The sequence below is a fragment of the Streptomyces sp. NPDC096013 genome, from assembly GCF_044763565.1.
Lineage (GTDB): Bacteria > Actinomycetota > Actinomycetes > Streptomycetales > Streptomycetaceae > Streptomyces.
In genome coordinates this window covers 1-21,275 of sequence record NZ_JBIWGK010000010.1, presented here as the reverse complement: position 1 = coordinate 21,275, position 21,275 = coordinate 1, and the positions used below count along the sequence as shown (strand labels likewise).

Here is a 21,275-nt window from a genome sequence, read left to right as displayed (position 1 = left end):
TCCGCGATCCGGACACGGACCGGGGCCCGCCCCTGCCGCTCAGGCCTTCTTGCCGGTCGCCCCGTACACGTTGATGTCGTCGTCCGTCACATCGTTGATGTCCCGGTAGGTGATCTTCTCGATGTCGTCGAGGCTCTCGAAGTACGCCTGGTCGACCACCTGCGGGGCGGGCGCGGGCCCGGGGTGCCACTGGTGGACGGGGACCACACCGGGCTCGTCCAGGGTGAGGCCCGGGGTCTCGGTGAAGAACCGCTCGACCTCGTCCCTGGACCGGAACACGAAGGTGAACCCCCGCTCCGTGTACGTCCGCTGGACCGCGCGGCTCGGGATCGGGTGCATCTCGTCGGTGAGGTGGCTGAGCACCAGATGGCTGCCGGACGGCAGCACGTCCACCAGCTCACGCACCAGCGGGTACGCCTCCTCGTCCTCGACGAAGTGCAGGACCGCCACCAGCAGCAGCGCGACCGGCCGGCTGAAGTCGATGGTCTTGGCGGCCTGTTCGAGGATGTCGGCAGGGCGGCGCAGGTCGGCGTCGATGTAGTCGGTACGCCCCTCGGGGGTGCTGGTGAGCAGGGCGCGGGCGTGCGCGAGGACCACCGGGTCGTTGTCGATGTAGACGATCCGCGCCTCGGGGTCGATGCCCTGGGCGATCTGGTGCACGTTCTCCGCGGTGGGCAGTCCGGTGCCGATGTCGAGGAACTGGCGGACCCCGTGCTCCCGCGACAGCCGGGTGACCGCGCGGCGCATGAAGTCGCGGTTGTGCCGGACGTCGAGATAGCCGCGCGGGTTGGCGGCGAGCGCCGCGGCGGCGGCCTCGCGGTCGACGGGGTAGTTGTCCTTGCCGCCGAGGAAGACGTCGTAGACCCGGGCCGGGTGGGCCCTGGTGGTGTCGATCCTCCTTCTCAGCTCGGCGGGGTCTTGGCTGAGGGCGTCACCGGACATGCGCGTCTCCCGGAAGGGTGGTCATACAAAGGGCAACAGGAGCAGTGGCCAACAACCTAGCTCCCACCGGGACTTGCCGGTGCCCAAGTCCCGGCGGGCGACCCCCGGCACGCTTCCCGGCGTCCCGCGACGTGCCCGCGCTGACCGGCGTCCCCGCAGGTCAGCGCGGGCGGGACGGCTTCGGCGTCCCGGATTCGGCGACAGCTGTAGACCAAGCCCTGCCCGACCACCCAAGCTGCACCCGATGACGCTTCGCTTCCACAGGGGGACCCATGCCGGCCCGCACCACCCGCACCCGCTCTCTCACCCGTACCCGCGTCCGCGTGCTGGCCGCGTCGGCGGCCGTGCTCGCCGCGCTGCTGCTGTCGGGCTGCAAGGACGGCATGGGCGTACGCGACGAGGGCCCGTCGGGCGTGACCCCCAGCTCTGCGGGGTCGACGCCCTGACGGGCCCTCGGTGACGCGTGCGATCAGACCTGCGCCGGAACGCCGTCGATCTCCTTCGGGTTCGGGCCGTACTGGTTGGCGCCGGACTGGCTGTCCGTGACGGTGAAGACCAGCAGGATGATGCCGCCGACGAGCGGGATCAGCGAGATGAAGATCCAGCCGCCCGAGCGGCCCGTGTCGTGCAGTCGGCGGACGGTGACGCCCAGGCCGGGCAGCAGGATCGCCAGGTAGAAGAGGATCACGAGGTACGGGAACTTGATCGCCACGCCGATGATGCCCAGGACGATCGCGATGATGCCCGCGAACAGCGCGAACATCCAGTACTCCTTGCGGCGCGCGCGCCCGCTGAATACCGCGTACTTCTTCAGCGCCTCGATGAACCAGCTCATGGTGTCCCCCAGGGATCGACATTCCAGACCGTCCGGAACGGATCAGGCCAGGCGCAGAAGGTATGGACCGTGATGCGCACGCGTCAAATCCACATAAGTGCCGGACACGGAAGGGTATTTGGGGGCACACCCACCCACAACGGCCGTCGATTTCACGCCAGGACATGCCCCGGCCGCCGGACCGAGATCAGCCCGACGCCGGAACGATCTCGAAGCGTTGCCTGTTGACGCGTGTTCAGCGGAGCTTCCGCGCCGCCTCCACCGCCCAGTACGTGAGGATGTTCTGCGCCCCGGCCCGCTTGATCCCGGTGAGCGCCTCGAAGATCGCCTGGTCCCGGTCGATCCAGCCCTTCTCGGCGGCGGCCTCGATCATCGAGTACTCGCCGGAGATCTGATAGGCGAAGACCGGCACGTCCGCGGTCTCGGCGACCTTGGCGAGGATGTCGAGATAGGGCCCGGCCGGCTTGACCATCACCATGTCGGCCCCCTCCTCCAGGTCGAGCGCCAACTCCCGCAGGGACTCACGGGCGTTGGCCGGGTCCTGCTGGTACGTCCTGCGGTCCCCCTTGAGCGAGGAACCGACGGCCTCACGGAACGGCCCGAAGAACGCGGACGCGTACTTCACGGTGTACGCGAGGATCGCCACGTCCTCCCGCCCGATCTGGTCGAGCGCGTCCCGGATGACCCCGATCTGCCCGTCCATCATCCCGCTGGGCCCGACGACATGGGCGCCCGCATCGGCCTGCACCTGAGCCATCTCGGCATACCGCTCAAGGGTCGCGTCGTTGTCCACCCGCCCGAGCTCGTCCAGCACCCCGCAGTGCCCGTGATCCGTGGTCTCGTCCAGACACAGATCGGACATGACGAGCAGCTCGTCCCCGACCTCGGCCCGCACATCGCGCAGGGCGACCTGCAAAATTCCGTCAGGATCGGTCCCGGCCGTCCCCAGGGCGTCCTTCTTGGACTCCTCGGGCACCCCGAACAGCATGATCCCGGAGATCCCCGCCTCGACAGCCTCGGCGGCGGCCTTCTTCAGACTGTCCCGAGTGTGCTGCACGACCCCGGGCATGGCCCCGATCGGCACCGGCTCGGAAACCCCCTCCCGCACGAACGCGGGAAGGATGAAGTCGGCCGGGTGCAACCGGGTCTCAGCAACCATCCGCCGCATGACCGGGCTGGTCCGCAGCCGCCGGGGGCGCGAGCCGGGAAAGGATCCGTACGTCGTCATGACGTCTACGCTACGCCCGGCTCAGGGGCGCCTTTGCCGACGGTGAGTCGGTGATCGGTCGGCGACAAGTCCGCGAACTTTTCAGCACGGGTCGGCACAATCCAGCCCGTCCGGCGCCCTCTCGGCACAGGCCCGCAGTACTCAGCCCGTTGGGGGTCCCCCCTCTGGGGGAGTTTGAGGACGAGGCCCTTTCGGGGCCGAAGCGGGGGTGTAGGGGCGCAGCGCCCCACGGACGCCCGCCCCCACTCACCGCAACCTCGAACTCGACCTCAGGTGGTCCGACGCCTCCGCGCACCAGGACGACGCTCACTGGGCCGGGTAACCGGGTCCCCCGCCTCCTGAGCCGCCGCCCGCCGACGGAGTCCGAAGTTCGCCAACGCCTCGGCCAACTTGTGCACGGACGGCTCCGGAGCCATCACATCCACCCGCAGCCCGTGCTCCTCGGCGGTCTTCGCCGTAGCGGGCCCGATACAGGCGATCACGGTCACGTTGTGCGGCTTCCCGGCGATCCCCACCAGGTTCCGCACGGTGGAGGACGACGTGAAGAGAACGGCGTCGAAGCCACCCCCCTTGATCGCCTCCCGCGTATCGGCCGGCGGCGGCGACGCCCGCACGGTCCGGTACGCGGTCACGTCGTCCACCTCCCACCCGAGCTCGATCAGCCCGGCGACAAGCGTCTCCGTGGCGATGTCCGCCCGCGGCAGGAACACCCGGTCGATCGGATCGAAGACGGGGTCGTAGGGCGGCCAGTCCTCGAGCAGCCCGGCCGCGGACTGCTCCCCGCTCGGCACCAGATCCGGCTTCACCCCGAAGGCGATCAGCGCGTTGGCGGTCTGCTCCCCCACCGCGGCGACCTTGATCCCGGCGAACGCCCGGGCGTCGAGCCCGTACTCCTCGAACTTCTCCCGTACGGCCTTGACCGCGTTCACCGACGTGAAGGCGATCCACTCGTACCGCCCGGTGACGAGCCCCTTGACCGCCCGCTCCATCTGCTGCGGCGTCCGCGGCGGCTCGACGGCGATCGTGGGCACCTCGTGCGGTACGGCGCCGTAGGACCGGAGTTGGTCGGAGAGCGACGCCGCCTGTTCCTTCGTACGCGGTACGAGGACCTTCCAGCCGAACAGCGGCTTGGACTCGAACCACGACAACTGGTCGCGCTGCGCGGCGGCGGACCGCTCACCGACCACGGCTATCACCGGCCGGCCACCGTCGGGGGACGGCAGCACCTTCGCCTGCTTCAGCGTCTGCGCGATCGTCCCGAGGGTCGCGGACCAGGTCCGCTGACGAGTGGTCGTACCAGCCACTGTGACGGTCATCGGCGTGTCCGGCTTACGGCCCGCGGCCACCAGCTCACCGGCGGCCGCGGCCACGGAGTCCAGCGAGGTGGACACGACGACCGTGCCGTCCGACGCCCCGACCTCCGTCCAGCACCGGTCCGACGCGGTACGGGCGTCCACGAACCGGACGTCCGCGCCCTGCGCGTCCCGCAGCGGGACACCGGCGTACGCGGGCACGCCGACGGCCGCGGCGACACCGGGCACGACCTCGAAGGGAACACCCGCGGCGACGCAGGCGAGCATTTCCTCGGCGGCGTACGTATCCAGTCCCGGGTCCCCGGACACCGCACGCACGACCCGCCTGCCGCCCCGCGCGGCCTCCATGACAAGATGTGCGGCATCCCGCACGGCGGGTAGGCCAACGGTTGTTGACACGCCGTCAACAACCGTTAGTTGAGGCGTGCCTGTGCCCGGGAGCGAGTCCGAGGAAGGACCCGCGTCCGGATGCACGACGGCCACGCCAGGTCGGGCGTGCGCACGGACGACGTCGAGCACCTCGTGGTCGGCGACGAGAACGTCCGCGCTCGCCAGCGCCTCCACGGCGCGCAGTGTGAGCAGTCCCGGATCTCCGGGTCCGGCACCCAGGAAGGTGACGTGCCCGTGTTCAGGACCGGCGGCGGGAAGAGTGGTGGGGCTCACTTGGCTTGCTCCCCCATCAGACCGGCCGCGCCCTGGGCGAGCATCTCGGCGGCGAGGTCGCGACCGAGCGTCAGCGCTTGGTCATGCGTCTCGGGCACGGGACCGGTGGTGGACAGCTGCACCGTACGCGAACCGTCGGTCGTGCCGACTATTCCGCGCAGGCGCATTTCCTTGACAATCTGCCTGGCGGCCTGGGGGTCCCCCCGCTCGAACGGAGCCGAGAGTGGGGGAAGGTCGGCCAGCGCGCCCACAGGGGCGGAGCAGCCGGCCTCCAGGGCGGCGAGCAGGGACCGTTCGGCGGTCACGGCGACCCGGGTGAGCGGGTCGTCGAGCTCACCGAGCGCCGCGATGAGGTCCGCGTGGTCCGCGGCACACTCGATCGCCAGGGCCCCCTGGCCGGGGGCGGGCAAAACCGTGTCGACCGACAGGAAGTCGGTCACTTCGTCGATCCGGCCGATCCGGCTGAGTCCGGCGGCGGCGAGGACCACGGCGTCCAGTTCACCGTCCCGCACGAAGCCGACGCGGGTGTCGATGTTCCCGCGGATCGGGACCGTCTCGATGTCGAGGCCGTGGCTGCGCGCGTACGCGTTCAGCTGGGCCGTGCGACGCGGGGAGCCCGTACCGATGCGCGCCCCGCGGGGCAGGTCGGTGAACTTCAGGGCGTCCCTGGCGACGATCACGTCGCGCGGGTCCTCGCGCTCGGGGACCGCGGCGAGCACCAGCTCGTCGGGCTGCGTGGTCGGCAGGTCCTTCAGCGAATGAACCGCGAAGTCGACCTCACCGCCGAGCAGCGCGTCCCGCAGCGCGGTCACGAAGACCCCGGTGCCGCCGATCTGGGCGAGGTGCTCGCGGGAGGTGTCGCCGTAGGTGGTGATCTCGACGAGCTCGACGGGCCGTCCGGTCACCTGGCTCACGGCGTCCGCCACCAACCCGGACTGGGCCAGGGCGAGTCTGCTCCGCCTGGTCCCGAGCCTCAGTGCCTGCTTACTCATACTGGCCCTCGGTTCTTGCTGTTCTCGTTCTCAGAGTCTTGTCGGGCCGTGAAGACGGAGGCCACCGTCTCCTGGTCGAGGTCGAACAGGGTGCGCAGCGCGTCCGCGTACCCGGCGCCGCCGGGCTCGGCCGCGAGCTGCTTGACCCGTACGGTCGGCGCGTGCAGCAGCTTGTCGACGACGCGGCGCACGGTCTGGGTGATCTCCGCGCGGTGCTTGTCGTCGAGGCCGGGCAGCCGTCCGTCGAGCCGGGCGATCTCACCCGCCACGACCTCGGCGGCCATGGCACGCAGGGCGACCACGGTCGGCGTGATGTGCGCGGCCCGCTGGGCTGCCCCGAAGGCCGCGACCTCGTCGGAGACGATACGCCGGACCGCGTCCACGTCGGCCGCCATCGGAGCGTCCGCGGAGGCGTCGGCGAGCGACTCGATGTCCACGAGGCGGACCCCGGCCAGCCGGTGCACGGCGGCGTCGACGTCCCGCGGCATCGCGAGGTCGAGGAGCGACAACGCCGGTGCGGGGCGCGGGATGTGGGCCACGGGCTCGGGCCTGCGCCGCTCGGGGATGCGCCCGACGGTCGCGGCCATGGTGGCGAGTTCGGTGATGAGTTCGGCCTCGGCCTCGGGCGTGCGCCGGGCCGCCTCGCGCCGGTCGACGGCACTGCCGCCGACCCAGGCCGCGTGCTGCTCCAGCGTCGCCGCGTCCATCCCGGCCACGGCGCCCTCCCCCAGCACGGAGAAGCCGCTCGCCCCCTGCACCGCGGACAGGTCCAGCGGACACCCGTCCTCGGCCCCGACGGACGTCGGCGGAAGCTCTTCGCGTACGTCGTCCAGGGGGGCCGCGACTCCGGCGGTGGCGTCCTGGGACACCCTGCCCTCGACGGCGGCGGCGACCGCGTCGGCCGTCAGGACCAGGCCCGTCGCGCCCGTGCAGGACACGGCGACATCGGCACGTGTCAGCTCGAACGGCACCGAGTCCATCGGTACCGCGCGGGCGGACACGTCCGTCTCGGGGCTCTCGGTGATGATCTGGGCGAGGCGCTCGGCGCGGTCGGCGGTGCGGTTGGCGACGACGATCTCGGCGACCCCGGCGCGGGCGAGGGTCGCGGCGGCCAGCGACGACATGGAGCCGGCGCCGATGACCAGGGCGCGCTTCCCCTTGGCCCAGGCCTCGACCGCCGTACCGGAGGACAGCTGTTGAAGGCCGAAGGTGACCAGGGACTGGCCCGCGCGGTCGATGCCGGTCTCGGAGTGGGCGCGCTTGCCGACGCGGAGGGCCTGCTGGAACAGGTCGTTCAACAGCCGCCCGGCGGTGTGGAGTTCCTGCGCCTTGGCGAGGGAGTCCTTGATCTGGCCGAGGATCTGGCCCTCGCCGACGACCATCGAGTCGAGGCCGCAGGCCACCGAGAAGAGGTGGTGGACGGCCCGGTCCTCGTAGTGCACATAGAGATAAGGAGTGAGCTCGTCCAAGCCGACGCCGCTGTGCTGGGCGAGCAGCGTGGACAGCTCGGCGACGCCCGCGTGGAACTTGTCCACGTCGGCGTAGAGCTCGATGCGGTTGCAGGTGGCCAGCACCGCGGCCTCCGCGGCCGGTTCGGCGGCGACCGTGTCCTGGAGGAGCTTGATCTGGGCGTCCGCGTTGAGCGTGGCCCGCTCCAGGAGACTGACCGGGGCGCTGCGGTGGCTCAGCCCGACGACGAGGAGACTCATGCCGGCATCACGGCGGGGACGTCCCCGTCAGGGCCCTGCTCGGCGGAGTCGCCGCGGCGCGCGGCGGTCGGGTGCGCCGCCTGGTTGGCGGCCTCCTCGCCGGCCTTGCGCTGCTCGTGGAAGGCGAGGATCTGGAGCTCGATCGAGAGGTCGACCTTGCGGACGTCTACGCCGTCCGGGACGGTCAGCACGGTCGGCGCGAAGTTCAGGATGGACGTGACACCGGCGGCCACGAGGCGGTCGCAGACGGGCTGGGCGGCACCGGCGGGGGTCGCGATGACGCCGATGGAGACGCCGTTGTCGCTGATGATCTTCTCGAGCTCGTCCGAGTGCTGGACCGGGATGCCCGCGACGGGCTTGCCTGCCATCGCCGGGTCGGCGTCGATGAGGGCGGCGACCCGGAAGCCGCGGGAGGCGAACCCGCCGTAGTTGGCGAGGGCTGCGCCGAGGTTTCCGATACCGACGATCACGACCGGCCAGTCCTGGGTGAGGCCCAGCTCGCGGGAGATCTGGTACACGAGATACTCGACGTCGTAGCCGACACCGCGGGTGCCGTAGGACCCCAGGTACGAGAAGTCCTTGCGCAGCTTCGCGGAGTTGACCCCCGCGGCGGCCGCGAGCTCCTCGGAGGAGACCGTGGGTACCGAGCGCTCCGAGAGTCCGGTCAGCGCGCGGAGGTACAGCGGGAGACGGGCGACGGTGGCCTCGGGAATTCCTCGGCTACGGGTCGCCGGTCGGTGAGTTCGGCCAGTTGCCACGGTGCTCCTGCGGGTAGAGCGGGGCTGTGGGCGGTCACACGTACCCAGACCGCCCCGTCGGAAGCAGGCTATGTCTTTGTGAACGCGTGCACAAAGATGGTGTCCGATTTGCCCGGCCAACGTGACCGGGGTCACGCCCGGTATTCCAGGGGGCAAAACCGCCACACTCCTCGTAATTCCCGCCCCCGAGACCAAACCGCCGTCGATCCTAAGCGACGTTCGGGTGCGCGTTGAACTACTTGGTCAGTTCCCGGCGCAGACGGCCCTCGTCCACCCGCCAGAAGGTGTGCTGTTCACCGTCGATCAGTACGACCGGAATCTGCTCCCAGTACGCGTCGTGCAGGCGCTGGTCCTCGGTGATGTCCTTCTGTTCCCAGGGGACCCCGAGATCGGCGCAGACCTTCTCCACGACGAGCTGCGCGTCCTCGCACAGATGACAGCCGGGCTTGCGGATGAGGGTGACGAGATGACTCATGCACACCATTCTCGCGCCACCGGTGCGGTTCTTTAACGGCCCGGCCGCGGAGAGTTCACAGCCTCCGAACCTCGCGGCTCCGGAACCACCGAACAAACTGGCTATGCTCACGGCATGGCCGCTCTCGGATGGCTCACTCCCCGTAGGCGCTCCGCCACGGCGCGGAGCGTGTTGGCAGGCGAGGCCTCTGCGGAGGCAGCGCGCAAGTCGTCGCAGGACGCCCAGGACATACAGGACGCCCTCGCGGAGGAAAAAGCAGCGGAGGAACCGGAGTTCCCGGTCCTCGGCGACGACCGAGCGGCCGCGTTCTTCGACCTCGACAACACCGTCATGCAGGGCGCGTCGATCTTCCACTTCGGCCGCGGCCTCTACAAGCGGAAGTTCTTCGAGACCCGCGACCTCGCCCGGTTCGCCTGGCAGCAGGCGTGGTTCAGGCTGGCCGGCTTCGAGGACCCCGAGCACATGCAGGAGGCGCGCGACTCCGCGCTGTCCATCGTCAAGGGCCACCGCGTCGCCGAGCTCCAGTCGATCGGCGAGGAGATCTACGACGAGTACATGGCCGAGCGCATCTGGCCCGGCACCCGCGCCCTCGCCGAGGCGCACCTCGCCGCGGGCCAGAAGGTGTGGCTCGTCACGGCGGCCCCGGTGGAGATCGCCAACGTGATCGCCCGCCGCCTCGGCCTCACCGGCGCGCTCGGCACGGTCGCCGAGTCCGTCGACGGCGTCTACACCGGCAAGCTGGTCGGCGAGCCCCTGCACGGCCCCGCGAAGGCGGAAGCGGTGCGGGCGCTGGCCGCCGCGGAGGGGCTGGACCTGTCCCGCTGCGCCGCGTACTCCGACTCGCACAACGACATCCCGATGCTCTCGCTGGTGGGCCACCCCTACGCCATCAACCCGGACTCCAAGCTGCGCAAGCACGCGCGCGAGCTGGACTGGCGGCTGCGCGACTACCGCACGGCCCGCAAGGCGGCCAAGGTCGGCATCCCGGCGGCGGCCGGCGTGGGCGCGGTGGCGGGTGGCACGGTCGCGGCGATCGCATTGCATCGCCGCCGCCGGTGACGCGGTAAACACGGCCAATCCACGGAACGTACCCGCGTAACCCCCTGTCCAGTCACGTTGGCTGCACACGGCCACAACACGCCCCGGTCCCTGACTGAATTCGGACCGTTCTGATCAACAACCGGTCACTCTGCGGTACTTGATCGGGCGTCAACCGGTTACAGAAGCGACGTAATCGATGATTTGAGCAACTGGGTGTAGCAGCGCCTGCACGAAGCGTTATTCTCCTCAGACGCAATCCGGTACCCCTCCGTCGCTACGACGGGTGAATGTTCCGGTACTGCACGTGATGGAAGCTCTGCCTCTGGGAGTCCCGTGTACCCACACGTCGGGGTTGACGCCTCGGGCCTGGCTACGCTGCGCGCAACGGTCCAAGACCTGTTGCGCGGCTTCGTCCCCACCGCGTACGCCGTCCCCGCCGCCTTCGCCACCACCGCGCCCGTAGGCCCGTGCTATGCACTGGCCGACGGCATCGAGCAGGTGCCAGCGCGAAGCGCTGTCGTCGAGGGCCGGGGGTCGGGTGACGGGCGGGCGGCCGGCAGACGAGGGCGCCCGGCCGGCGCCGCCACCGCACGCCGTCCGGCCGCTGACAGCGACAGCGGCCGGATGATGGACCTCGTGGAGCGCGCCCAGGCCGGCGAAGCCGACGCCTTCGGCCGCCTCTACGACCAGTACAGCGACACCGTGTACCGGTACATCTACTACCGAGTGGGAGGCAAGGCCACCGCCGAGGACCTCACAAGCGAGACCTTTCTGCGCGCCCTGCGCCGCATCGGCACGTTCACCTATCAGGGTCGGGATTTCGGCGCCTGGCTGGTGACCATCGCCCGCAACCTGGTCGCCGACCACTTCAAGTCGAGCCGCTTCCGGCTGGAAGTGACCACCGGCGAGATGCTCGACGCCAACGAGGTCGAGCGCTCCCCCGAGGACTCCGTCCTGGAGTCCCTGTCGAACGCCGCGCTGCTCGACGCCGTGCGCCGGCTCAACCCGCAGCAGCAGGAGTGCGTCACGCTCCGCTTCCTCCAGGGCCTCTCCGTCGCGGAGACCGCCCGGGTGATGGGCAAGAACGAGGGCGCGATCAAGACCCTCCAGTACCGGGCCGTGCGCACTCTCGCCCGGCTCCTCCCGGACGACGCCCGCTGACGGCATACGTTCCGTAACGCCCAACTCGCGCTCAGTGAAAGTCCGTTGAGTTCGCGGTCGGATCATCCGTCGTCCGTAACCCAAGTGCCGCGCCACTCGTTGTGCGGGATACAGGCTCCCTGTGGTCACACCCTGGCCCTCTCCGATCACTCGATCGTGTGGATGCGGTCAGGAGGTGCAACCCTCAGGACCCCCTGGGGAGTCGACCGTCATGACGAGAGGAGGTGCCGCCAGTGATCGCGAACGTATCGGCGCACCGGCGGGCGAACGCCTTCGCCCAGGCCCTGGATGAGGAGCAGTCCGACCGGGGTACGGCGGCCGAGCAGCCCGAAGGACCGGCTCCGGCCACCCCGGCTGCTGCGGAACAGACCGAGCAGGGCCGCATGCTGGCCTTCGCCACCGGTCTGGGCGAGCTGCCCAAACCAGTGCTGGACCCCGAGGTCAAGGTCGTCCAGCGGGCCCAGCTGGTCGCCGCCTTCGAGGCCATGCTGCAAGGGGGCGAGGCACCAGAAGCTTCGGTACCGGAGCAGCGTTCCCCCCGGTCCCGGGGTGCGCACCGGGCCACCGGTCTGGGCAAGCTGCGACCGCGCTCCCGGCTCACCAAGGGCCTCGCGGCCGGCGGACTGAGCGTCGGGGTGGCAGCGGGTGCCTTCGGCGGAGTGGCCGCGGCGAGCTCGGGCGCCCTGCCCGGCGACTCGCTCTACGGCCTGAAGCGCGGCATCGAGGACTTCAAGCTCAACTACCTGTCCGACGGCGACGACCAGCGCGGTGTGGCCTACCTCGACCAGGCGTCCAACCGCCTGAGCGAGGCACGCCGGCTGATCGAGCGGGACCGCGGCGGACACCTCGACCACGAGCAGCTCGGCGAGATCCGCCGCACGCTCGCCGGGATGACGCACGACGCGTCCGAGGGCCACCGCCTGCTGCACGAGGCGTACGAGCAGGACCCGAACTCGCTGGGCCCCATCCAGGCCCTCTCCGCGTTCTCCCGCTCGCACCGCGAGGCCTGGGGCGCCCTGCGCGACCGCCTCCCCGTCCAGCTCGGCGACGTCAGCGACCAGGTCTCCTCGGTCTTCGACGCCATAGACGAAGAGGTCGCCCCGTTGCAGTCCCTGCTCCCCCAGCCGCCCTCCACGGCCCCCGGCACCGGCAGGCACCGCGCTCCGGGCACCCCGTCCACGGGCGGCGGGTCGAGCGGCACCCGCCACTCCACGACACCGAGCGCGCCGCACGGCTCCGCGGAGACCAGCCACTCCAGCACCCCGAGCGAGTCCGCCACCACCGGCAACGGCCTCCTCGGCGGCAACACGGGCGGCCTCCTGGACCCCCCGAAGACCTCCGGCACGGCATCGCCGTCCGCGAGCAAGCCGTCGATCACCGAGCCCGACGTCACCCTGCCGCCGCTGCTCCCGGGTCTGCTGCCCGGCCTCGGCATCGACAGCGAGGACGCGAACTAGCTCCGCCGGTTCCGTGGTTCTTCGGCTACGGGTTGGTGGGGGCCGGTCGCGCAGTTCCTCGCGCTCCTGAAAAGCCATGGGCGCCCCTCGTCGAAGGGGCGCCCACCGTCTTTGGGAGCGCCCCCACCGGTCGTCTTTCAGGGGCGCGGGGAACTGCGCGACCAGCCCCCAACGGCTCGCAGCCAAAGGACCACGGAACCAGAACTAGAAGAACACCGACCGCCGCTGCACCAGCAGCTTGTACAGCGTGTGCTGGATCTGCTCCCTCACCTGGTCGGTGAGGTTGAACATCAGCATCGGGTCCTCGGCGGCCTCCGGCGGATAGCCGTCCGTGGGGATCGGCTCGCCGAACTGGATCGTCCACTTCGTGGGCAGCGGGATCGCGCCGAGGGGGCCCAGCCACGGGAAGGTCGGGGTGATCGGGAAGTACGGGAAGCCCAGGACGCGGGCCAGCGTCTTGGAGTTGCCGATCATCGGGTAGATCTCCTCCGCGCCCACGATCGAGCACGGGATGATCGGCGTGCCCTTGCGCAGGGCGGTGGAGACGAAGCCGCCGCGGCCGAACCGCTGGAGCTTGTAGCGCTCGCTGAACGGCTTGCCGATGCCCTTGAAGCCCTCCGGCATCACCCCGACCAACTCGCCCCGCCCCAGCAGCCGTTCGGCGTCCTCCGCGCACGCGAGGGTGTGACCGGCCTTGCGGGCGAGTTCGTTGGCGACCGGCAGCATGAACACCAAGTCGGCCGCCAGGAGCCGGAGATGGCGGCCTGCGGGGTGGTTGTCGTGGACGGCGACCTGCATCATCAGCCCGTCCAGCGGCAGCGTCCCGGAGTGGTTGGCGACGATCAGCGCCCCGCCCTCGGCCGGGATGTTCTCGATGCCCTTGACCTCGACCCGGAAGTACTTCTCGTACAGCGGGCGCAGCACCGACATCAGGACCTGGTCGGTGAGTTCCTCGTCGTAGCCGAAGTCGTCGACCTCGTAGTCCCCGGTGAGGCGGCGGCGCAGGAAGGCCAGGCCGTGGGCGATCCGGCGTTCCAGGCCGCTCTGCGTGCCCTGGACGCTCTCGTCGTGCGGCTGTTCCGGCTCCTGTTCCTCACGTGTCACAGGAACATCATCCTGCGCGGCGGCCACGCCCGGCAGGGGCTGGACCTCACGGACCGGGGCGGGCTCGCCGTTCTTGCGCCGGCTCCCCGTGCTCCGGCGCCGCTGCGGCCGCTGCACGCCGTTCGCGCGGGACCGGTCGTCGTCGAACCGAATGACCTTGGCATCAGCCATCGTTGATGCGCTCCTCAGTTAACGCTCGGCGTCGGGGGACGGCCGCGGTCCGGCCGGGAGAGCGCGGCGAGCCGGTCGACGGCCCCCGCCACGGCCTCCGGCGGCAGCAGCCCCGGGCCCTGGCTCCGCGCGAAGTCCGCGAAGGTCTCGGCGGTCGTGTACTTCGGCCTGAACCCCAGCGTCTCGCGCATCTGGACCGTCGACACGACCCGGCCGTGGGTGAGCAGCCGGATCTGTTCCGGGGAGAAGTCCGTCATCCCCAGCGTACGCACCAGGGAACCGGCCCAGGTGACCGCCGGCAGCAGCAGCGGCACGGTCGGGCGGCCCAGGCGCCGGGAGCACTGGGAGAGCAGCAGAAGGCCGTCCCCGGCGATGTTGAAGGTGCCGCTGTTGAGCGTGCCCCGCTCCGGATCGTGCGAGGCGATCCGCAGCACGTCGATGACGTCGTCCTCGTGCACGAACTGCAACCGCGGGTCGTACCCGAACACGGTCGGCAGCACCGGCAGCGAGAAGTACGAGGCGAGCGGCGAATCCGCCGTCGGACCCAGGATGTTGGCGAATCGCAGCACGCAGACGGCGACGTCGGGGCGGCGGCGGGCGAAGCCCCGGACATAGCCCTCGACCTCGACGGTGTCCTTCGCGAAGCCGCCGCTCGGCAGGGACTTCGGCGGGGTCGTCTCGGTGAAGACGGCCGGGTCGCGCGGGGCGGAGCCGTAGACGTTCGTGCTGGACTTCACCACCAGGCGCTGCACGATCGGCGACTTCTGGCAGGCGCCCAGCAACTGCATGGTGCCGATGACGTTGGTCTCCTTGACCGTGGTCCGGCTGCCGCTGCCCAGGGCGGTGCCCGTCACGTCCATGTGGACGACCGTGTCGGCGCCCGACTCGGCGAGCACGCGGGCGATGGTGGGCTGCCGGATGTCGGCCTGGATGAACTCCGCGCCCCCGAGATGGTGCCCGGGCGCGACCGCGTCCACGGCGATCACCCGGTCCACCTGTGGGTCACGCTGGATCCGCCGTACGAACCGGCCCCCCAGCTGACGGGCCACTCCGGTCACGAGCACGACCTTCCCCAAGATCAGCGCCTTCCTTTTGAGTTACCCGTGTGCGGCCAACCTAGCGGTTGGGTGTTGCGCTGTGATGACCGCCCGACCGACGACATTCCGAGTACCCGCAAACGCGTGATCAGACATAACTGTGGCCCCCCACCGCATGCGGTGGGGGGCCACAGGAGACGCTCTCGCGGCGCCGCGTCGCCTACTTCTTGTTACGACGCTGCACGCGCGTGCGCTTCAGCAGCTTGCGGTGCTTCTTCTTAGCCATCCGCTTGCGCCGCTTCTTGATAACAGAGCCCACGACTACCCTCGCTCACTTCTCATCACTCGGTGCTGGGCATCATGGGCCCATACGACCTACAAGGGGCCAGCCTACCCGTCCGAGCGCTGAGGTCGTAATCGAGGCATCGCCTCAGGCTGTCTCCACCCCCACATAACTCTCGCGAAGGTACTCGTGTACCGCTTGTTCGGGGACGCGGAAGGACCGCCCCACCCGGATAGCGGGCAGATGACCGCTGTGCACCAGCCGGTACACGGTCATCTTCGACACTCGCATCACCGAGGCGACCTCCGCCACGGTAAGGAACTGAACCTCGTTCAGAGGCCTCTCGCCAGCTGCAGCCATGACACACCTGAACCTTCCGCACTCGACGGTCACCGGCTTCCCCTTCCGGTGACTCTTCGTCGTTGCGTGCTCACTCCCCAATGTAGGGGCGTGTGATGCGAGTGGGGAAGAGGTGCACCCATCGGCGGCCTACTGTGACAGACACGCTCGATTGAGTACGTAGCGGGTGAGCGGACGGTAGTAATCGGACCGCACCGCGTCATCAAGTGGAACGACCACGGACACCGACCCCTCGGCCTCCCCCACGAACAGCGCGGGGTCGTCGGTATCGGCGAGCCCAATGGCCTCGAACCCCAGCTGACCTGCTCCGCAGACCCATCCGTGGTCCCCGATCACCAGCTCGGGAAGCACCCCGCCGGCCTCCGCCGCCGCACCCAGCGCGGTCCGAACCGGCAGCGGCGAGTGCGTGTGTGCGCCGGGCTCACGCCCGGAGTGTTCGGGGCCCGGTTCGCGGATCAGCGCGACGCCCTGTACGTAGTCGAGGTTGTACGTGCGTAGACCGAACCGGGTCGTTATGTCGACACAGTGACCCTGCGCCGGGGTGAGAACAGCACATCCCGCCGCCGACAAGGCGTCCGCCAGCGAGGCGTAGAACTCGAGCAGTCGGTGCGGATGCCCGGTACCGAGAAGCACCGCCCCGCTGCGCTGTGCTACCGCACCCACCCGGTCGGCGAAGGCGTCCAACGCGGCCAGAGTCCGCTCCGGATCGATCACATCATGCCCGGAAATGTGCGCCGGGTCGGCCGAAACCCCACACTTGTCCGCCATCAACCCGATCAGGTCCCGCTGCCCCCACGTCCATTCGGGATCGAGCCCGATGAGCACCCGGGGGTCGCGGGCGGCGAAGGCGCGGTAACTCCGCAGGCTCTCCTCCCGCGAGGTGGCCACGGGTCCGGCCAGCCGGGCGGCCAGCAGATGGGCGCGGAGGGCGCCGGTGCTCAACACGAGGCCGATGGTGACGGACCCGGCGACCGCCCACGCGAAAACCCCGGAAACACCGCGCAGTTGGCGTAACACCGGTGACAGGACGGTGACAAAGGGGACCACAACTGTCGTACGGCTTCCCGGGTCTCACCTTGCGTGGACGGAACGACCAACCGTCCCAAGCGAGTTGACCATCACCACCAAGGCACCACCATCACCTGGGGGAACACCATGATGAAGCTGTCCCGTCGCACCACGACCGCCGCCGCGCTCACCGTCCTGGCCCTGGCCGGCACGGCAGCGGCCACCGCCCCGGCCTCGGCGGCCACAACCGCGAAGGCCACCGTCCGGGCCACCGCCACCTACAACGGCGCCTGCGGCACCGGCTACAAGGTCATCGACTCCACCCCGGTCGGCAACGTCGGCAAGGTCTTCCTCACCTGGAACGAGTCCACCGGCAAGAACTGCGCCGTGACCATCCGCAACACTCCCGGCGCCAAGATCTTCATGGGCGTCGAACTCAACGTCATCGTCGGCCACGAGAGCACCCCGGTCAGCGACACCGGCCAGTACACGTCCTACGCGGGCCCCGTCTACATCGACGGCCGCGGCTACTGCACCGAGTGGTACGGAGAGATCGGCACCGCCACCGGCGGCGACTCGGGCCACTGCGGCTGACACGGGGATCGACGCCGGGGGCGGCTCGAGCGAGCTGCCTCCGGCGCCTCTCAACGCAGGCCGCGAATAATCAGCCCGTCCGGCGTTTGAGGACGAGGCCCCTTCAGGGCCGATGGGGGTCTGGGGGCGCAGCCCCCAGGGCCAGTCACCCCCACCCACCTACGCCAACAAACCCCGCAGCGGAAACACGGCCCGCCGAGTCGCCACGACAGCCTGGTCGAGGCGATCGGCGGGGTCGTACCCCGACTCCCAGTCGGCGTAGACCACCGGCCACCGCCCATCAGTCATCCGCTGCGGCCCCAACTCCCGGGTCCGAGCGAACACTTCCTGCCGCCACCCCTCGGGAATCATCGTCTCGGGCGGGATCTCCCGCCCGGCGGCGATGGCGACGAGATGCGTCCACGACCGCGGCACGACCTCCACCACGGCATAGCCACCCCCACCGAGCGCGACCCACTTCCCGTCCGCGTACTCGTGCGCCAGCTCATGACACGCGACCTGCACAGCCCGCTGCGCGTCCAACGACACCGCGAGATGCGCCAACGGGTCCTCGAAGTGCGTATCGGCCCCATGCTGCGAGACCAGTACCTGCGGCCTGAAGTCCGCGAGCAGCTCCGGTACGACTGCGTGGAACGCCCGCAGCCACCCCGCGTCCCCGGTCCCCGCGGGCAACGCCACATTGACCGCGGCTCCCTCCCCGGCCCCGCCCCCGGTCTCCTCGGGCCACCCGGTCTGCGGAAACAAGGTCCGCGGATGCTCGTGCAACGAGATCGTCAGCACCCGGGGGTCCTCCCAGAACGCCGCCTGGACCCCGTCCCCGTGATGCACGTCGACATCGACGTACGCGATCCGCTCGGCCCCCAGCTCCAGCAGCCGGGCGATGGCCAGCGAGGCGTCGTTGTAGACGCAGAACCCCGAGGCGGCCCCTGGCATGGCGTGATGCAGCCCGCCCGAGAAGTTCACGGCGTGCAGGACGTCCCCGCCCCACACGGCCTCGGCGGCCCCGACGGACTGCCCCGCGATCAACGCCGACACCTCGTGCATCCCGGCGAAGGCGGGATCGTCCATGGTTCCGAGCCCGTACGACCCGTCCGCGGACTCCGGATCGGCCGAGGCCGCCTTCACCGCCTCGACGTAGTCCTCCCGGTGGACCAGCCGCAACGTCGAGTCACCGGCGGGCTTCGCCGCGACGACGTCCAGGTCCTTGTCGAGCCCGAAGGCGTCGACGAGTCTCCGGGTCAGGGCGAGCCGGACGGGATCCATCGGATGGTCCCGGCCGAAGTCATAGCCCGTTACTGCCTCGTCCCACATCAGCTGTGCGCGCCCGCTCATGCCCGTCACCGTACCGGCCCGGCTGGGGCGCGAACGAGCGGGCGTACACCAACGTCACCAGCACCAACACCATCGGCACGAGCATCGCCCCGCGGTAGCTCCAGGCATCGCCCAGCGCCCCCACCAAGGGCGAACCGATCAGGAAACCGACGTAATTGAACACGTTGAGACGGGCGATGGCCGTGTCCGAGGCCCCCGGGAACAACCGCCCGGCCGCCGCGAACGTCTGCGGCACCAGCACACACAACCCGAGCCCCAGCAGCGTGAACCCGAGCATCCCGACCCCGGCCCCCGGCGCCACGGCCACCACGGCGAACCCCAACGCGGCCACCACCGCCCCCAGCCGCACGACGGCCACGGCCCCGAACCGCCGCACGCCCAGGTCCCCGATCCCCCGCCCGAGCAGGCACATCACCATGTAGACGTTGTACGGAACGGTCGCCACCTGCTCCGAACTGCCCAGCACGTCCTTCAGGTACTTCGCACTCCAGTTGGAGACCGTCGAGTCCCCGATATAGGCGAAGGTCATCACCAGACACAGCGGCAGCAACAGCTTGAAGACCAGCGGCCCGGCCTCCGCACCCTCCGCCTCGCTCCCCGGCGCACCCCCGTCGACATACCACCGGCTCCCCACCAGCGCGGCGGGCAACAGCACCACCACGACCGGCAGATACGACACCCACAGCGCGAGATGCCAGTGCGCCCCGGCCCACGCCAGCGAGGCCCCCACGATCCCGCCCAGGCTGTACGCGGCATGGAAACTGAGCATGATGCTTCGCCCGTACGTCCGCTGGAGACTCACCCCGAGCATGTTCATCGAGGCGTCCAGCGCGCCCACCGCGAGCCCGAACACACCGAGGGAGACGGCCAGTTCGGCCATGCTGTCGCCCGCCCCGACGCCGAGCAGCGCCAGCAGGACGACCGGCTGGGACCAGCGCAGCAGCACGCTGGGCCGTATTCGCTTCACCAACTGCTCGGTGGTGACGCTGCCCACGCCGGCGAGGATCGGCACGGCCGCGAGGAAGACGGGCAGCAGCCCGTCCGAGACCCCGTACCGGTCCTGGATCGCCGGGATGCGCGTCACGAGCAGCGCGAAGGTGGCGCCCTGAGCGAAGAAGCTGAACGCCAAAGAGGCCCTACCGCGCCGCAGCACATCTGTCATGGCGGCGAGCGTAAGGGCCCCGGCGTACTCGTGGGTAGATCCAGCCAAAGATGAATTCTGTTCAGCTTTACCGAGCAACGGCCAGCGAAGGCATCACCGCAGGTGCGGGGGCATCCGCGGGCTTCAGCTCCGCGTCGATCATCTCCGCCATCGGCCCCACGGCGACCCCACCACTGATCACGGACGTCACGGCGATCGTGCCGATCATCACGACCGTGCCCAGCCACACCATGGTGTCCACGGGCAGCGTGTACACACCGACGATCCGTGCGACGCACTCGGCGAGCAGCATCACACCCCACACCAGCGAGAACCGCCGCTCGGCCCGCTGAAAGGCCGCCGACCCGCTGAGCAGCCGCTCGAACGCGGCATCCCGCGCCGGGTCCCCCTTCACCAGGAAGGGCTTCATCCCGGCGGTCATCATCGGCTTCCCCATCACCACGGAGACCAGAATCCCGATCCCGACCGCGCTGCTGATCCCGCTGTCCTTCGCGAGCATCAGCCGCGGGTCCCCGGCCACGAAGCTGAGCAGCAGCCCGATCACGTTCACGAACAGAATCAGGGCGGCGAAGGCGTTGATCGCCCGCTCGGCGACAACCCCCCACACGGTCCGCACCGCCGGCACGACACTGCTCCACCCCAGCGCCGCCACCGTGCTCATCCCGAACGCGCTCTTCAGCAGGTAGTACGACCCGATCGGCACCGCCACGTCCATGAGGAGCGGCGCGAAGTTCTTCTTCAGGGAGCCCGTGTTCGTCGTCATGCCCTCAGCTTCCCGCGAGGACCAGGTCCGCCAGTAGAACCGATCGTCCGGAGCTCGGCATGACAAATGTCAGCGCCCCGACGCTGCCCGGGGTCATTCCAGCAGGTCAGCCAACTGCCCCATGTCACCGAAGAGTTGGGTGACCCCGGACAGCCGCTCAGCGGGAGTCATGGCAGTGAACCCATACACATCCATCCCAGCGGCAACAGCCGCCCGCACCCCCAACGGACTGTCCTCCACGACGACACAGCGCTCCGGCGCCACACCCATCCGCTCGGCCGCGTACAGGAAGAGATCCGGCGCGGGCTTCCCCCGCCCCACGTCCTCGGAGCTGAAGACCCACGCGTCCTCGAACCACTCGTCCAGCCCCGTCGTCCGATGCCCCACCCGAATCCGCTCATGGCTCCCGGACGAGGCCACGCAGTACGGCACCCCCTCCGCGACCAGCCTCTCCAGCACCCCGACGGCCCCGGCGACCGGCTTCAACTCCCGCTCGAACGCGGCGAACACCCGCGCGTGAAAGACGTCGTCGAAGTCGTCCGGCAACCGCTCCCCGGTCCGCTCCTCGACGAGATCGTGGACGCGATGCATCGCGGCGCCCATGTAGTCACGGAGGGAGTCCTCGTAGGAGGTCGGGTGCCCCAGCTCGGTCAGATAGCCGGCCAGCAGCCTGTTGGAGATCGGCTCGCTGTCGACGAGGACACCGTCGTTGTCGAAGATCACGAGGTCATAGCGCATACCGTCGAGCCTAAACGCAGAAAACCCCTGTACCGAATAAACGGTACAGGGGTTTTCGCAATATTTGTTCGGCGGCGTCCTACTCTCCCACAGGGTCCCCCCTGCAGTACCATCGGCGCTGTAAGGCTTAGCTTCCGGGTTCGGAATGT

22 protein-coding genes and 1 rRNA gene are annotated in these 21,275 nt (G+C 69.9%); 5 read left to right on the top strand and 18 right to left on the bottom strand.

Going from position 1 to position 21,275, the window contains the following annotated elements; genetic code table 11:
- Window positions 1-39: 39 nt before the first annotated feature.
- The gene (locus ACIRB1_RS29870) at window positions 40-942 is read right to left on the bottom strand and encodes an SAM-dependent methyltransferase (RefSeq protein ID WP_352185025.1); all 903 of its coding nucleotides are present in this window, start codon (window positions 940-942) and stop codon (window positions 40-42) included.
- A gap of 272 nt (window positions 943-1,214) precedes the next feature.
- Here ACIRB1_RS29870 and ACIRB1_RS29865 point away from each other — a divergent pair, with 272 nt between their 5' ends.
- Entirely contained in the window at window positions 1,215-1,388 is a 174-nt protein-coding gene (locus ACIRB1_RS29865; protein WP_352185026.1) for a hypothetical protein, read from the top strand.
- Window positions 1,389-1,411: 23 nt separating this feature from the next.
- Here the strand turns inward: ACIRB1_RS29865 and ACIRB1_RS29860 are convergent, their stop codons facing one another.
- From ACIRB1_RS29860 to ACIRB1_RS29830, 7 genes are all read right to left on the bottom strand, one after another.
- The gene (locus ACIRB1_RS29860) at window positions 1,412-1,777 is read right to left on the bottom strand and encodes a DUF805 domain-containing protein (RefSeq protein WP_352185027.1); all 366 of its coding nucleotides are present in this window, start codon (window positions 1,775-1,777) and stop codon (window positions 1,412-1,414) included.
- A gap of 235 nt (window positions 1,778-2,012) precedes the next feature.
- Window positions 2,013-3,005 carry a porphobilinogen synthase gene (gene hemB, locus ACIRB1_RS29855; protein ID WP_403467608.1) on the bottom strand — a complete coding sequence of 331 codons (993 nt, stop codon included), beginning with the start codon at window positions 3,003-3,005 and terminating at the stop codon, window positions 2,013-2,015.
- Between the two features lie 269 nt (window positions 3,006-3,274).
- Window positions 3,275-4,981, bottom strand: a complete 1,707-nt coding sequence (locus ACIRB1_RS29850) for a uroporphyrinogen-III synthase (protein ID WP_403467607.1) — start codon at window positions 4,979-4,981, stop codon at window positions 3,275-3,277.
- Window positions 4,978-5,973, bottom strand: coding sequence for a hydroxymethylbilane synthase (gene hemC / locus ACIRB1_RS29845; RefSeq protein ID WP_352185030.1), 996 nt, complete (start codon window positions 5,971-5,973; stop codon window positions 4,978-4,980). Before hemC ends, ACIRB1_RS29850 begins: the two co-directional genes overlap by 4 nt.
- Window positions 5,970-7,682, bottom strand: a complete 1,713-nt coding sequence (locus ACIRB1_RS29840; RefSeq protein ID WP_403467606.1) for a glutamyl-tRNA reductase — start codon at window positions 7,680-7,682, stop codon at window positions 5,970-5,972. Before ACIRB1_RS29840 ends, hemC begins: the two co-directional genes overlap by 4 nt.
- Entirely contained in the window at window positions 7,679-8,440 is a 762-nt protein-coding gene (locus ACIRB1_RS29835; protein WP_352185032.1) for a redox-sensing transcriptional repressor Rex, read from the bottom strand. The genes ACIRB1_RS29840 and ACIRB1_RS29835 overlap by 4 nt, the downstream gene beginning before the upstream one ends.
- A gap of 235 nt (window positions 8,441-8,675) precedes the next feature.
- Window positions 8,676-8,915 (bottom strand): glutaredoxin family protein, encoded by a 240-nt coding sequence (locus ACIRB1_RS29830; RefSeq protein ID WP_266769718.1) that lies wholly within the window; start codon window positions 8,913-8,915, stop codon window positions 8,676-8,678.
- Window positions 8,916-9,029: 114 nt separating this feature from the next.
- Between ACIRB1_RS29830 and ACIRB1_RS29825 the strand changes: the two genes are divergently transcribed.
- The 3 genes from ACIRB1_RS29825 to ACIRB1_RS29815 all read left to right on the top strand — a co-directional run bounded on the left by ACIRB1_RS29825 (window position 9,030) and on the right by ACIRB1_RS29815 (window position 12,574).
- On the top strand, window positions 9,030-9,974 hold the full coding sequence (locus ACIRB1_RS29825; protein ID WP_403467605.1) for an HAD family hydrolase: 945 nt from the start codon (window positions 9,030-9,032) through the stop codon (window positions 9,972-9,974).
- A 315-nt stretch (window positions 9,975-10,289) separates the two neighbouring features.
- A complete protein-coding gene (locus tag ACIRB1_RS29820) occupies window positions 10,290-11,117 on the top strand; it encodes an ECF subfamily RNA polymerase sigma factor, BldN family (protein ID WP_352185034.1) in 828 nt (275 codons plus the stop codon).
- Between the two features lie 233 nt (window positions 11,118-11,350).
- On the top strand, window positions 11,351-12,574 hold the full coding sequence (locus ACIRB1_RS29815; protein ID WP_403467604.1) for a DUF5667 domain-containing protein: 1,224 nt from the start codon (window positions 11,351-11,353) through the stop codon (window positions 12,572-12,574).
- Window positions 12,575-12,778: 204 nt separating this feature from the next.
- On the opposite strand, the gene ACIRB1_RS29810 is transcribed toward ACIRB1_RS29815, so the two are convergent.
- From ACIRB1_RS29810 to ACIRB1_RS29790, 5 genes are all read right to left on the bottom strand, one after another.
- Window positions 12,779-13,849 (bottom strand): lysophospholipid acyltransferase family protein, encoded by a 1,071-nt coding sequence (locus ACIRB1_RS29810; RefSeq protein ID WP_403467603.1) that lies wholly within the window; start codon window positions 13,847-13,849, stop codon window positions 12,779-12,781.
- A 14-nt stretch (window positions 13,850-13,863) separates the two neighbouring features.
- Complete coding sequence (locus ACIRB1_RS29805) at window positions 13,864-14,925, bottom strand: NAD-dependent epimerase/dehydratase family protein (RefSeq protein ID WP_403467602.1); 1,062 nt, start codon at window positions 14,923-14,925, stop codon at window positions 13,864-13,866.
- A 181-nt stretch (window positions 14,926-15,106) separates the two neighbouring features.
- Window positions 15,107-15,205, bottom strand: a complete 99-nt coding sequence (locus ACIRB1_RS29800; protein ID WP_003948845.1) for a 30S ribosomal protein bS22 — start codon at window positions 15,203-15,205, stop codon at window positions 15,107-15,109.
- Between the two features lie 111 nt (window positions 15,206-15,316).
- Window positions 15,317-15,529 carry a helix-turn-helix domain-containing protein gene (locus ACIRB1_RS29795; RefSeq protein ID WP_004984898.1) on the bottom strand — a complete coding sequence of 71 codons (213 nt, stop codon included), beginning with the start codon at window positions 15,527-15,529 and terminating at the stop codon, window positions 15,317-15,319.
- 129 nt (window positions 15,530-15,658) lie between these two features.
- Window positions 15,659-16,474 carry a phosphatase gene (locus ACIRB1_RS29790; RefSeq protein WP_403467601.1) on the bottom strand — a complete coding sequence of 272 codons (816 nt, stop codon included), beginning with the start codon at window positions 16,472-16,474 and terminating at the stop codon, window positions 15,659-15,661.
- A 210-nt stretch (window positions 16,475-16,684) separates the two neighbouring features.
- On the opposite strand from ACIRB1_RS29790, the gene ACIRB1_RS29785 reads away from it, so the two are divergent.
- Complete coding sequence (locus ACIRB1_RS29785; protein WP_352185039.1) at window positions 16,685-17,131, top strand: spore-associated protein A; 447 nt, start codon at window positions 16,685-16,687, stop codon at window positions 17,129-17,131.
- Between the two features lie 159 nt (window positions 17,132-17,290).
- On the opposite strand, the gene ACIRB1_RS29780 is transcribed toward ACIRB1_RS29785, so the two are convergent.
- From ACIRB1_RS29780 to rrf, 5 genes are all read right to left on the bottom strand, one after another.
- Entirely contained in the window at window positions 17,291-18,463 is a 1,173-nt protein-coding gene (locus tag ACIRB1_RS29780; RefSeq protein ID WP_403467600.1) for an acetoin utilization protein AcuC, read from the bottom strand.
- Window positions 18,414-19,625, bottom strand: coding sequence for an MFS transporter (locus tag ACIRB1_RS29775; RefSeq protein ID WP_352185041.1), 1,212 nt, complete (start codon window positions 19,623-19,625; stop codon window positions 18,414-18,416). Before ACIRB1_RS29775 ends, ACIRB1_RS29780 begins: the two co-directional genes overlap by 50 nt.
- A 67-nt stretch (window positions 19,626-19,692) precedes the next feature.
- The gene (locus tag ACIRB1_RS29770) at window positions 19,693-20,388 is read right to left on the bottom strand and encodes a VC0807 family protein (protein ID WP_403467599.1); all 696 of its coding nucleotides are present in this window, start codon (window positions 20,386-20,388) and stop codon (window positions 19,693-19,695) included.
- Between the two features lie 93 nt (window positions 20,389-20,481).
- Window positions 20,482-21,126: an HAD family hydrolase gene (locus ACIRB1_RS29765; RefSeq protein ID WP_403467598.1), complete on the bottom strand. Its 645-nt coding sequence runs from the start codon at window positions 21,124-21,126 to the stop codon at window positions 20,482-20,484.
- A gap of 66 nt (window positions 21,127-21,192) precedes the next feature.
- Window positions 21,193-21,275: ribosomal RNA gene (rrf, locus tag ACIRB1_RS29760) — 5S ribosomal RNA — on the bottom strand; the annotation flags it as partial.